The 12,681-nt window shown below is 71.9% G+C and carries 12 protein-coding genes; 6 read left to right on the plus strand and 6 right to left on the minus strand.

Annotated features, from left to right (window positions below; all coding sequences use genetic code 11):
* Positions 1-258 precede the first annotated feature (258 nt).
* The gene (locus ACWGIS_RS17645) at positions 259-867 is read left to right on the plus strand and encodes a hypothetical protein (RefSeq protein WP_453363335.1); all 609 of its coding nucleotides are present in this window, start codon (positions 259-261) and stop codon (positions 865-867) included.
* A gap of 185 nt (positions 868-1,052) precedes the next feature.
* Complete coding sequence (locus ACWGIS_RS17650; protein WP_453363336.1) at positions 1,053-1,496, plus strand: SseB family protein; 444 nt, start codon at positions 1,053-1,055, stop codon at positions 1,494-1,496.
* A gap of 129 nt (positions 1,497-1,625) precedes the next feature.
* Here the strand turns inward: ACWGIS_RS17650 and ACWGIS_RS17655 are convergent, their stop codons facing one another.
* The 6 genes from ACWGIS_RS17655 to ACWGIS_RS17680 all read right to left on the minus strand — a co-directional run bounded on the left by ACWGIS_RS17655 (position 1,626) and on the right by ACWGIS_RS17680 (position 6,922).
* Entirely contained in the window at positions 1,626-2,018 is a 393-nt protein-coding gene (locus ACWGIS_RS17655; RefSeq protein ID WP_453363337.1) for a MarR family winged helix-turn-helix transcriptional regulator, read from the minus strand.
* A gap of 214 nt (positions 2,019-2,232) precedes the next feature.
* A complete protein-coding gene (locus ACWGIS_RS17660) occupies positions 2,233-2,586 on the minus strand; it encodes a VOC family protein (RefSeq protein ID WP_453363338.1) in 354 nt (117 codons plus the stop codon).
* A gap of 115 nt (positions 2,587-2,701) precedes the next feature.
* Positions 2,702-3,733: a LacI family DNA-binding transcriptional regulator gene (locus tag ACWGIS_RS17665; protein ID WP_453363339.1), complete on the minus strand. Its 1,032-nt coding sequence runs from the start codon at positions 3,731-3,733 to the stop codon at positions 2,702-2,704.
* Positions 3,730-4,635 carry a carbohydrate ABC transporter permease gene (locus ACWGIS_RS17670; protein ID WP_453363340.1) on the minus strand — a complete coding sequence of 302 codons (906 nt, stop codon included), beginning with the start codon at positions 4,633-4,635 and terminating at the stop codon, positions 3,730-3,732. Before ACWGIS_RS17670 ends, ACWGIS_RS17665 begins: the two co-directional genes overlap by 4 nt.
* Positions 4,632-5,606 carry a carbohydrate ABC transporter permease gene (locus ACWGIS_RS17675; RefSeq protein ID WP_453363341.1) on the minus strand — a complete coding sequence of 325 codons (975 nt, stop codon included), beginning with the start codon at positions 5,604-5,606 and terminating at the stop codon, positions 4,632-4,634. Before ACWGIS_RS17675 ends, ACWGIS_RS17670 begins: the two co-directional genes overlap by 4 nt.
* Positions 5,603-6,922: an ABC transporter substrate-binding protein gene (locus ACWGIS_RS17680; protein WP_453363342.1), complete on the minus strand. Its 1,320-nt coding sequence runs from the start codon at positions 6,920-6,922 to the stop codon at positions 5,603-5,605. The genes ACWGIS_RS17675 and ACWGIS_RS17680 overlap by 4 nt, the downstream gene beginning before the upstream one ends.
* 186 nt (positions 6,923-7,108) lie before the next feature.
* Between ACWGIS_RS17680 and ACWGIS_RS17685 the strand changes: the two genes are divergently transcribed.
* From ACWGIS_RS17685 to ACWGIS_RS17700, 4 genes are all read left to right on the plus strand, one after another.
* Positions 7,109-9,130: a beta-galactosidase gene (locus ACWGIS_RS17685; protein ID WP_453363343.1), complete on the plus strand. Its 2,022-nt coding sequence runs from the start codon at positions 7,109-7,111 to the stop codon at positions 9,128-9,130.
* A 245-nt stretch (positions 9,131-9,375) separates the two neighbouring features.
* Positions 9,376-10,944 (plus strand): glycoside hydrolase family 53 protein, encoded by a 1,569-nt coding sequence (locus ACWGIS_RS17690; protein WP_453363344.1) that lies wholly within the window; start codon positions 9,376-9,378, stop codon positions 10,942-10,944.
* Positions 10,945-11,118: 174 nt separating this feature from the next.
* The gene (locus ACWGIS_RS17695) at positions 11,119-11,406 is read left to right on the plus strand and encodes an ArsR/SmtB family transcription factor (RefSeq protein WP_453363345.1); all 288 of its coding nucleotides are present in this window, start codon (positions 11,119-11,121) and stop codon (positions 11,404-11,406) included.
* Positions 11,407-11,625: 219 nt separating this feature from the next.
* Positions 11,626-12,606, plus strand: a complete 981-nt coding sequence (locus ACWGIS_RS17700; RefSeq protein ID WP_453363346.1) for an SMP-30/gluconolactonase/LRE family protein — start codon at positions 11,626-11,628, stop codon at positions 12,604-12,606.
* Positions 12,607-12,681: the final 75 nt, after the last annotated feature.

Consider the following 12,681-nt stretch of genomic DNA (forward strand, 5'->3'; position numbering starts at 1 on the left):
CAGTGCCCGTCGCCGGGTCGAGGTGAGTTCCCGCCGGCGGGCCGGTCACCCCGCGGCCGGGATCTCGTCGCGCACCGCACCCCCGCCGCACCGGGTGCCCCGTCTGTTGCCGTCCGGTGACGAACGGGACGGACCCGTAGCGATCGGACAGGGCAACGGTCGGGGACCGTCGCGGGTCGTACATGGCGTGAAGGGTGGCCGGAGGCATCATCCGGTGTGACCCACAAGCATCCTGACGAACCGTCAACAGGGGGAACCATGAACTTCCGTACTCGGGGCACGCAGCTCGTCCTGGCCGCCGTCGCGGTCGGCGCGGCGGTGACGGCGACCGCCGTCCCCGCGGCTGCCGCGTCCGACTCGCCGGCCTTCCTGGAGCCGGGCGAACTGCCGCCGCACCCGTCGTCGGCCTGGTTCGCAGGTGACGTGACCGCGGGTCAGCCGGACCCGCTGCCGATCTGCGTCGGGCAGGCGCTGCCGTCGATCTCCAGCCACCGCACGTTCTCGACCGACTACGACACCAACGCCCTCCAGGTCACGGTGGAGGAGCGCAGTGTGAAGCGGGCCAAGGACTTCGCGGCGCTGCTGCGCGCGGACCTCGCGAACTGCGCGGCCGAGCTGATGGAGCAGGACCCGGAGGTGACGGCGACCCAGAAGTACTACGGCAAGCTGAACGTCGAGGAGGGCGCCCACGTCTACGGCATCCACACCGAGACCTCCTGGGGCGCCTCCGACATCAGCCTGTTCTCGGTCGGCCGGGACGGCACGGCCGTGACGATCGTGAAGTGGGCCCAGCTGGGCTCGTTCGAGAACGCCCAGGTCAGCGACTTCAAGGCGACGACCGTGACCGCCGTCGACAAGCTGTACTGAGCGGGACGCCGACCCGAGGGGCGGAGACCCGGCCCGGTCGCGAACGGTGCGTCACGCGCCGGCCGGCCGGGACCGGTTCCGCGGACGGGCAGGAATGCCCCGGCTGTCTCCGGGTACGCGACGGGAGTTGCGCCCCGGGGTGATCTTGTCCCGGGTGGCCCGTCCGTACTACCTGGGAATCAGCCATGGAGAAGCCCTCGAACGACCACACCGCCGCCGCGGAGCACATCGCCCCGGTGCCCGTGCCCGCGACCCCGGCGCAGGAGGCGCTGGACACCCTCGCCCGCGATACCCAGGACGTGGTGGCGCTGGACACGCTGGCCGGGAGCGACGTCCTCGTTCCCGTGCCCGACGACGCCGCCGAGGAGGACGTGGTCGACCCGTCCGCCGTGGCGCTGCCCGTGCTGGAGCAGCCGGGCGGTCAGCAGGTCGTGCCGGTGTTCACCTCCGAGATGGAGATGGCGGGGCTGCTGCCCTCCGTCTCGCGCTACCGGCTCGTGCCGCTCGGGGCACTCGCCTCGCAGTGGCCGGCCAGTGATCTGTCGCTCACGATCGACGCCAGTTCCCCGCACGGCCTGACCCTCACCTCCGAAGGCGTCCGCACCCTGCTGGCCCGGCCGCGGGCGTAACCGCCGCGAGCCGCACGGGCCCGGCCGTCGCCGAGGAGGGGAGCGGCCGGGCCCGCAACTTTCCCGCGCTCGAAGCGGACGTGTCCGCAATGCACGGGCACGGTGGAGGCGGCCCTCGGTCTGCCGGCGTCAGCCGTTCAGCATGCGGTCCAGGGCGTCCCGCTGAAGCGGAAGCACCCGGGTGTGCAGCTCGCGGCCCTTGGGCGTGAGGGCGACCCACACCCCGCGCCGGTCCTCCTGGCAGACGGTGCGCTCGACCAGCCCCTCCTTCTCCAGCCGGCCGATGAGACGCGACAGCGCGCTCTGGCTCAGGTGGATCCGGCCCGCGATGTTCTGCACGCGGCACTGCTCGCCCGCGTCGGCAGCGGTGCTCGTGGCGAGGATGTCCAGCACCTCGAAGTCACTGGCGCCGAGGCCGTGGGGATGCAGTGCACGGTCGATCTCGCACATCGTGCGCGCGTGCACCGACAGGATGTCCCGCCATTGCTCTTCGAGGCGGGCGCCGGTCGTCTTGGCTGCCATATATGCACGGTAACAGACATCCGGCCATTCATTGAGCATGCAACTAGTGTGGACGCATGCAACCCCGGTTCGCGGGCCGGGCGCCTTGCCCGGGGAGTCCACGCCGTCGCACCCAGGGCCCCGGACGCACCCGTTCCGACCCCCGGACGCGACCGTTCCGGACGGCTCCGGCCCCGCTACCGGCTCCCGGGCCCGGGCGGTTCGGCGCCTGACGCTACGAACCGGCGGGCTCCTGGATCAGACCGATCAGGTTGCCGTCCGCGTCCTTCACCGAGGCGATCAGCTTGCCGCCGCCGACGTCGTGCACGTCCTGGAGCGTCTCCGCTCCGGCACCGAGCAGGGCGGCCCGCGTGGCCTCGATGTCCTCGACGGTCCAGTAGGGGACCGGGCCCGTCATGCCCTTGGCGTGACCGTTGGGGTCCAGGCCGATCTCCTGCCCGGCGGTGCGGAAGCCCACGTAGTAGGGCTCGTCCGCGTACGGCTCGACTCCCAGGAGGGCGGTGAAGAGGGGCTTCGTCAGGGAGAGGTCCTTGACGGGGTAGACGATGGTCTCGGGGCCGGTGGTCATGGCGTACTCCTCCGTGCTGCGTGGGAGCCGGCGGTTCCCTCGCCGGCTCCTCCCACGCTAGGGCGGGGGAGGGGCGGATTGCTTCTCCGATCCTGACCGGTCGCCGCCCGGGTGCTCAGGTGGAGCGGCGGCGCACCAGTTCCGTGGGCAGGATGACCGCGGCCGGGTCCTCGCCGCCGATCTGGGCGAGCAGGACCCGTACCATCTCGGCGCTGATCCGGTCCCAGGGCTGGCGGATGGTGGTGAGCGCCGGGGACGCCGAGGTGGCGGCGGGGGAGTCGTCGAAGCCGCCGACCGCCACGTCCTCGGGGACCCGCCGCCCGGCCCGCTGCAGGGCGGCGAGCACCCCCTGCGCCATCAGGTCGGAGGCGACGAAGACCGCGTCCATGTCCGGCGCCTCCGCCAGCAGCCGCTCGGCCCCCGCCTCGCCGCTCGCCCTGCTGTAGTCGCCCGGCACGACGAGGCGCTCGTCGGCCTCGACGCCCGCCTCGGTGAGCACCTCGCGGTAGCCCGCGAGCCGTTCCACGCCGCCGGGGGTGTCCAGCGGACCGGTCACCACGCCGATCCGGCGCCGGCCCAGGGACAGCAGGTGGCGCACCATGTCGCGGGCGCCGTCCCGGTCGTCCGCGGCGACGTAACTCACCTTGGAACCCAGCCCGATGGGCTTGCCGCAGGCGACGAGCGGCACCCCCGCCGCGCGCAGCTCCTCGGCGACGGGGTCGCCGGAGTGGCTGGAGACCAGCAGCACCCCGTCGACGTGGCCGGCGGTGATGTACCGCGTGATGCGCCGCCGTTCGTCCTCGGTGCCCGCGAGCATCAGCAGCAGCGGGATGTCGTGCGCGGCCAGGGCCTGCGTGCAGCCCCGCAGCAGCACGTTGAAGTTGGGGTCCTCGAAGAACCGCTCCTGGGGTTCGGTCAGCAGGAAGCCGACCGAGTCGGAGCGTCCGGTGATCAGCGAGCGGGCGTGCCGGTTCACGACGTAACCGGTCCTGCGGATGGCGGCGTTGACGGCTTCCTGCGCGGCGGGACTGACGTAGTGGCCGCCGTTGAGGACGCGCGAGACCGTTCCCCGGGAGACGCCGGCCTCGCGGGCCACGTCGTGGATCGTCGGCGGCCTGCGTCTGCCCCCCGTGTTGTTCATGGTCACGACTTTACGGCTCCGGACAGCAGATCGAGACTCCAGAAGCGCTGGACGACCAGGAACAGGGCGATCAGCGGGACGACCGCCAGCAGGGCTCCGGTGACGACCAGCGTGTAGAGCGCCGGGGTGTTGGAGCCCTGTTCGAGCAGGGTGAACAGGCCGAGCGTGATCGGGAACCGCTCGTCGTCGCTGAGCATGACGTACGGCAGCAGGAAGTTGTTCCACACCGCGACGAACTGGAACAGGAACACCGTCACCAGTCCGGGCACCATCATCGGCAGCGCGATCCGGGTGAAGATCCGCCACTCGCCGGCCCCGTCCATCCGCCCGGCCTCGACCACGTCACCGGGCACGGCCGCGGCGGCGTAGATCCGCGCGAGATACACGCCGTAGGGGGACAGGACGAGAGGGAGCAGCACGGAGGCGTACGAATCCGTGAGGTCGGCCTTCGCCAGCAGCAGGTACTGCGGGATCGCGAGGATCACCGGCGGCATCAGCACACCCGCGAGCAGCACGTTGAACGCGGCCTCGCGGCCCCGGAAGCGGTAGACGGCGAGCGCGTAGCCGCTCACGGCCGAGACGGCCGTCGACAGGAGGGCGCCGAGTCCCGCGTACAGGGCGGAGTTGCCCATCCACCGCCAGTAGATGCCGTCGCGGTAGGCGTCGAGGTCCCTGACGTTCTCGGTGAAGCCGGTGCCGGGCAGGAACGTGAAGGTGGAGAACAGCTCGCTGCCCGACTTGGTGGCCGCGATCACCACCCAGGCCACGGGCAGCAGGCAGTACACCGCGCCGAGCACCAGCGTGAGCGTCGGCACCAGGGCGATCCGGCGGCGCGGCGGCGGCCCCTGGGCGGTCCCGGGCGTCGTGCCGGCGACCGGGACGGACTTGCGTACGGCGAGGGAACTCATCGGGCTTCCTCCTGCTTCTCGCGGGAGTTCGCGGCGCGCAGGAAGCCGAACGACAGCAGGAGCGTGGCCACGGCGATGATCACCGCGGTCGCCGCCGCCGAGTGGATGTCGCCCTTGCCGAAGGCGTCCTGGTAGACCTTCATCAGCGGACTCCAGGTGGTGGAGACGGAGTTGGTGAGCGGTTTGAGGGTGGTCGGCTCGCTGAACACCTGGAGCGTCGCGATGATCGAGAAGAAGAAGGTGAGCACCAGCGAGGGCGCCACCATCGGGATCTTGATCCGCAGGGCGGTCTGCAGGGGCGTGGCGCCGTCCAGCCTGGCCGCCTCGTACACCTCCGCCGGGATCGCCCTGAGCGAGGTGTAGATGACGATCATGTTGAAGCCGGTGCCGCCCCAGACCGCGATGTTGGACAGGGCGAGATACAGCGGGCCGCCGTCCAGCAGGTCGGGCTGGGGCAGGCCCAGCCGGTCGAGCACGAAGTAGAAGGGGCTGACGTCGGGCAGGTAGAGGAAGCCCCACAGCAGCGCGGCGACGACACCGGGGACGGCGTACGGAAGGAAGATCGCCAGCCGGGTCACCGGTGCGAGGCGGACCCGCTCGGTGTCGAGCATCAGCGCGAAGAGCAGGGCGAGGCCGAGCATGACCGGGACGACGATGGCGCCGTAGCCGAGGACGCGCAGCGCGCCGTGGAGCAGTTCGGAGTCGGTGAACGCGTCGGCGTAGTTCCCGAGCCCGGCCCAGACCTCCTCGCGGGCGCCGGCGCCGAGTCCCAGGCCCTTGACCTGGACCTTGTGCAGGCTCAGCCAGATCGCGTAGCCGATGGGCAGCGCGAAGAAGAGCGCGAACAGGGCGGTAGCGGGCAACAGGAAGAGATACGGCGCGCTTCGGGTGCGCTTCACGGGCGCGGCGGTGGAGGCGGGGCCGTACGGGGCCGCCTGGGCCCCGTACGGCCTGCGGCGTGCCGTCCTCACCGGGCGACCTCGAAGCCCTGCTTCTCCAGGTCGGCGACGGTGTCGTCCTGCATCGTCCTGAGGGCGGCGCCGAAGTCCGACCTGTTCTTCGCGGCGGCCCCGAAGGCGTCCTTGAAGGAGGTGTACGCGACGTTCACGTTCGGTCCCCAGGCGGAGGGGGCGGTCGTCCCGGCGATCTCGGCGGCCCGCGAGTAGAAGTCCGGCTGGTTGGTGAAGAAGGCCGGCGGCTTCAGGAACGCCTCGCTGGTCTGCGCGGTGGTGGCGGCGGGGTAGATGCCACCCTCCTTCGCCAGGGCGGTCAGCGCCGCGCGGTCCGTGTTGAGCCAGGCGGCGAACTTCGCGGCGGCCTCACGGTGCCCGGAGTCCGTGGTGACGGCGGTGGACGAGCCGCCCCAGCTGCCCGTCACGTCCTCGGAGGCGGACCACTGCGGCAGCGGGGCCATGGCCCACTTGCCCTTGGTGTCGGGAGCGGCGGTGGTGAGCGTGCCGGGCGCCCACACCGCGCTCACCCAGGCGATCTGCTCGCCCGTGTTCAGCGCCTTGTTCCAGGCCGGGGTGTACATGGGCTGGTTGTCGATCGCGCCCTCCTTCACGAGGCCGCCCCAGAAGTCGGCGACCTTCCGCGTCGCCGCGTCGTCGATGCCGACCTTCCACTTGTCCCCCGAAGTGGTCCACCACTTGGCGCCGGCCTGCTGGGCGAGACCCGCGAAGAGCCCGGAGTCGTTGGCCGAGAAGGTGGTGAGGTCCTTGTCGGGGGCCTTCTTCTTGAGCGCGCGGGCGGTCTCGGCGAACTCGTCCCAGGTCGTCGGGACGGTCAGGCCGTACTTCTTGAACAGGTCCTCGCGGTAGTAGAACATCATCGGCCCCGAGTCCTGCGGGATCGCGTAGACCGCGTCCGAGCCGAGGGTGGTCTGCTGCCAGACGCCGTCGGCGAACTTTTCCTTCACCCCGTCCACGTCGGCGGATATGTCGGCGAGGGCGTCGTTGCTGACCAGCGTCGGAAGCGCCTGGTACTCGGCCTGCACCAGGTCCGGGCCCTTCTTCGCCTTGTGCGCGGTGAGGATCTTGGTGACGAGCGTGTCGCCGGACGCCTGCTTCTTGACCGTGACCCGGATCCGCTGCTTCTTGCCGGGCCCCTCGTTCCACAGGTCGACGACCTTGTCCATGCCCGGTGTCCAGGTCCAGTACGTCAGCGAGACCGGCCCCGACTCGGCCGCGCCGTCCTCGTCCGACGAGCCGCAGGCGGTGAGCGCGGTGGCCCCGAGAGCGACGGCGACGGCCGTGGCCGCGAGACGGTGGAGCTTCTTGTTCGGCATGGAATGTTCTCCCCTGACCTGGGCCTCCGCCTGCTGCGGACGACCTGCCATGCTTCTGTGAGCGTTCACAGTAGAGAAACATCCCGGACACTTGTCAATGGTTGTTGCTGTGCGGTTATGTTGGGCTCTCGCCACCGGGGATGTGTGTGCACGTTCCCAATTGATCGACTCAAACGGGAGAGATCCATGCCGGAGACCACCCCGAAGGGCCTCACCCGGCTCGCCTTCGGTGGGGACTACAACCCCGAGCAGTGGCCGGAGTCCGTCTGGCCGGAGGACGTCCGGCTGATGCGCGAAGCCGGCGTCACGATGGTGAGCGTCGGGATCTTCTCCTGGGCGCTCCTCGAACCCGAGCCGGGCGTCCACGAGTTCGGCTGGCTCGACCGCCTCCTGGACCTGCTGCACGAGAACGGCATCCGCGCCGACCTGGGCACGCCGACCGTGGCACCCCCCGCCTGGTTCTACCGCGCCCACCCCGACGCGCTGCCCGTCACCGCCGACGGCACCCGCTACGCCTTCGGATCACGCGGCGCCATCTGCCACAGCAACGCCGACTACCGCCGGGCCGCCGCCGCCGTCACCACCCGGCTCGCCACGCGCTACGCCGGCCACCCCGCGCTCGCCCTGTGGCACGTCCACAACGAGTACGGCGTCCCCGTCTCCGCCTGCTACTGCGAGAGCTGCGCACAGCACTTCCGCCGCTGGCTCACCCGGACGTACGGGACGGTGGAGGCGGTCAACGAGGCCTGGGGGACGGCCTTCTGGGGCCAGCGCTACGCCGCGTTCGAGGAGATCGACCCGCCGCGCGTCACGCCCACGGTCGGCAACCCCGCCCAGGCGCTGGACTACCGGCGGTTCGCGGACGCCACACTGCGCGAGAACTTCGTGGCCGAACGGGACATCCTGCACCGCCTCGCGCCCGGCGTCCCCGTCACCACCAACTTCATGACCGCCCTGAGCCAGTGCGACTCCATCGACTACTGGGCCTGGGGCCGCGAGGTCGACCTCGTCACCAACGACCACTACCTGATCACCGACGGCCGCCGCACCCACGTGAACCTCGCGATGGCCGCCGACCTCACCCGCTCGGTGGGCGGCGGCGCGCCCTGGCTGCTGCTCGAACACTCCACCTCGGGCGTCAACTGGCAGCCGCGCAACCCCGCGAAGGCCCCCGGCCAGATGGCCCGCAACTCCCTCGCCCACGTGGCCCGAGGGTCCGAGGGCGCGATGTTCTTCCAGTGGCGGCAGTCCCGGCGCGGCGCCGAGAAGTTCCACTCGGCGATGCTGCCGCACGCGGGCACGGACTCACGGGTGTGGCGCGAGGTCGTCGAACTCGGCGCCTCGGTCGAGTCGTTGGCCGAGGTGAAGGGCACCCGCACGGTCGCCGACGCCGCGATGCTGTGGGACTGGCACTCCTGGTGGGCGCAGGGACTCCAGTGGCGGCCCAGCGAGGACCACGACGCGCGCGAGCGCGCCGACGCCTTCTACGAGGCGCTGTACGACCGTCACCTCACCGTCGACTTCGCCCACCCGGAAGCGGACCTGTCGGCCTACCCCCTCGTCGTCGTGCCCGCCCTGTACCTGATGACGGACGCCGCGGGCAGGAACGTCCGCGCGTACGTCGAGAACGGCGGCACCCTCGTCGTCTCGTACTTCTCCGGCATCGTCGACGAGCACGACGCCGTGCACGAGGGCGCCTGTCCGGGAGCCCTGCGGGACGTACTCGGCCTGACCGTCGAGGAGTTCTCGCCGCTGCTCGCCGGGGACCGGGTGCGGATCACCGGGCCCGAGGGCGCCGAACTGACCGGCGACGTGTGGAGCGAGTTCGTCGTCCCGCGCGGCGCCGAGACGGTCTGGACGTACGCCGACGGCCTCACCGCGGGCCGTCCGGCCGTCACCCGGCACCGCCTCGGCGAGGGCACCGCCTGGTACCTCTCCACCCGGCTGGCCGCCCAGGGGCTGGACACCGTGCTCGGCCGCGCGGCCGACGACGCCCGGATCGCGCCCCGCACCGATCTGCCGCGCGACGTCGAGGTGGTGCGCCGCAGCGGGCCGTCGGGCACCTATCTCTTCGCCCTCAACCACACCGCGACGGACGCCAAGGTGCCGCTCGACGCCGCCGGCACCGAACTGCTCACCGGCGAGCGCGCGGCCGGCCGCCTCGCGGTGCCCGCGGGCGCCGTCCGGGTCCTGCGACTCGACGGCTGACCCGGCCGGGGACGGCGCGTCCCACCGGCGCGCCGCGCCCCGGCGCCCCGCCCCACCCGAAGGCGACCTGCCGACCGACGAGCCGACAAGTCGACGGTGCGGGCCGCGCGCCGCCCTCTGCGGCGAACCCCCAAGACACCGGCCGGATTCCGGGGGGACATCCGGCCGGCCCGCGGTGCCGTGCCCGCTCCCTCGGCACGGCACCGCTCTCCCCCTGTCCCCCCGCCTTTGTCGAAGGGACGACGATGTTCCACGCGAGACGCGCCCTACGGACCCTGCTGATACCGCTGTTCGCGGGACTGGCACTCACCACGCTCCCCGCCGGCCAGGCCCACGCCGCGGCCACCCTCACCAACGGCGGATTCGAGTCCGACGGCACCGGGACGGCCACGCCGACCGGCTGGTCGACCTACTCGGCGGCCGGCCAGAACGCCGCCTCCTTCACCGAGTCCGGTGGCCACAGCGGCGGTTACCGCCTCACCCACTGGTCGTCCTCCGCCTACAAGGTCGAGACGTACCAGTACCTGTCCGGCCTCACCAACGGGACGTACACCCTTACCGCCCGGGTCCGCTCGGGCGGCGGACAGAACGCGGCCCGGCTGGCCCTGAAGAACTGCGGCGGCGCCGAGCAGCGCACCGACCTGCCGGTCTCCACGAGCGGCTGGATCCGGATCGTCACCTCCGTCGCCGTGACGAACAACCAGTGCACGATCAGCGTCGAGTCCGATGCCAACGCGGGCAACTGGATCAACGTGGACGACCTGACCTTCACCCGCGGTTCCACCGGGGTCCTCGTGAAGGGCGCCGACATCTCCTCCCTCGCCAAGAGCGAGGCGTACGGCGGTGTCTACCGGACCGCCTCGGGCACCAAGAGCGACGCCCTCGCCGTCCTCAGGTCGGCCGGCATGAACTACGCCCGCCTCAAGGTCTGGGTAAACCCGGCCGACGGCTACAACGACAAGGCGCACGTCCTCGCGACCGCCAAGCGCGTCAAGGCCCAGGGCATGAAGCTCCTGGTCGACTTCCACTACTCGGACACCTGGGCCGATCCCGGCGCCCAGGCCAAACCGGCCGCCTGGTCCGGCCATTCGTACAGCCGGCTCAAGACCGACGTCTACCAGCACACGTACGACGTCCTCAACGCGCTGAAGGCGCAGGGCACCACCGCCGACATGGTGCAGATCGGCAACGAGATCAACGGCGGCATGCTCTGGTCCGAGGGCTCCACGGACAACTGGCCCCAGCTCGCCGGGCTGCTCGACTCCGGGTACAGCGCGGCCAAGGCGGTCTCCTCGTCCACCGTCGTGGCGCTGCACCTCGCCAAGGGCGGCGACCTCGCGGGCACCCGCTGGTGGTTCGACAACGCCGTCGCGAACGGCGTGCGCTTCGACGCCGTCGGCCTGTCCTACTACGGCTACTGGCACGGCTCGTTCGCCGACTTCCAGACGACCCTGGACGACACGGCGGCCCGCTACGCCAAGCCCGTCTTCGTCGCCGAGACGGCGTACCCGTTCCGGCTGGGCAGCGAGGACTCGCTCACCGACATCATCGACACGACCGGTGAGCTGGTCCCGGGCTACCCGGCCTCGCCCGCCGGGCAGTCCGCGTGGATGCGGGACGTGACGAGCGTCGTCGAGGCCGTCCCGAACGGCCGCGGGCTCGGTGTCTTCTACTGGGAGGCCACCTGGACCGCGGTCGCCGGCAACGGCTGGGACCCCGCGGACCCGGCGTCCGGCAACGGCTGGGAGAATCAGGCGCTGTTCGGCTACGACGACAGGGCGCTTCCGGCCGTCTCGTGGTTCGGACACCGCTGAGCGTGTGAGGGCCCGGCTGCCCGGGCAGCCGGGCCCTTGAGGTCCCACGGGTCCGCCGGGGCGATCTGTTGGCCACTTCTGCCCGTCCGGCCCTCGCCAAAGGACCGAAGGGCCCTGCGCGTCACCTCCGGACGCGGGACAGTGGCTCAAGACGCCGCGACGGAGGGGGACGAGATGCTGAAGGTACGCGCCGGTGAAGACCGCCTGGACATCCTGGAGTGGATGAGGAAGTCCGCCGGGGCCTCCCCGGCGTACCCGGCCGCCGACCGGGAAGCGCCCGGCGTCAGCCCGGGGTCCGTGGCCGCCGCACTGGGGATGAGCGTCCCCGTGGCTGGCGCGCACCTCGAACTCCTCGCCCGCTGCGGCCTGTTGCGGGCCGAGCGGACCGGGGGACGCACTGTGTACCGCCGCGACGAGTACCGCATCGCCGAGGTCAAGCACCTCTTCGAGAAGGGCTGGTAGCCGGGCACCCGCCCGACCTGCCCGGCCCGCCCGACGTGAAGCGGGCCCCAGGCGGCCCACCCCGCACGCCCGGGCCGCACCCGCCGGACAGTCACGGGCAGCACCCGCCTCCCGATCGCACCGACAACACCCACGCCCGGATGGCACGAGCAACGCTCACACCCGGACAGGCACGGGCCGCACCGGGCGACCGGCCACCACGACGAACGGAACAGGCGTATGACCCAGTCGCAGGACACCCCCCGCCCCGCCGCGTTCACGCCCCGGCGGTACGTCGGGATCGGAGGCCGGGGTCCGGAGGACGTGGTCGCCGACGCCCGGGGCCGGGTGCTGACCGGCGACGAGGAGGGTCGCATCCTGCGGCTGGACGGCCTGGCCGGCCCCGGCGCGGCACGCGTCGAGGTGCTCGCACGGACCGGTGGCCGGCCATTGGGCCTCGAACTGCTGCCGGACGGCGACCTGTTGGTGTGCGACGCCCGCAGGGGCCTGCTGCGCGTGCGCCTGGCCGACGGGACCGTACAGGTCCTCGCCGACTCGGTGGACGGCGAGGCGCTCCGCTTCTGCAGCAACGTGACCGCACTCTCCGACGGCACCGTCTACTTCACCGTCTCCAGCCGCAGCCACCCTCTGGAGCAGTGGATCGGCGACTTCGTCGAGCACACCGGAACCGGACGTCTGCTGCGCCTCGCGCCGGGCGACAAGGAGCCCGAAGTCCTGCTCGACGGGCTCCAGTTCGCCAACGGACTCGCGTCGGCCGCCGACGAGTCGTTCCTGGTCCTCGCGGAGACCGGCGCGAGCCGCCTCACCCGCTACGGGCTCACCGGACCGGACGCCGGCCGGAGCGGGACGTTCGCCGCCGGCCTCCCCGGGCAGCCGGACAACATCTGGCGCGGCCCCGGCGGCCTGATCTGGGTGGCGCTGGCCGGCCCGCGCATCCCCGCCCTGGAACTCCTGCACCGGCGCGGCCCCGCCGTACGGCGCGCGGCGGCCCGGGCGGCGGTGCGCGCCCCCTTCCGTCCGACCGGGTTCGCGGGCGTCCTCGCCGTCGACGACGAGGGCCGCGTCGTGCACCACCTGGAACGCCGCCACTCCGGTTTCCGCATGGTCACCAGCGTGTGCGAGGCCGACGGCATGCTGGTCCTCGGCAGCCTGTGGGAGAAGGGCGTCGCGGTCTGCGAACCGCCCGCCGCCGCGGGCTGACCCGCATGCGCCGCCCGCGCCCCCGGCGTTACGCTGTTCACCGTCCGTGATCTTTACCCGGTGTGCGGCGGCGGC

Source organism: Streptomyces sp. NPDC054842, from assembly GCF_053611025.1.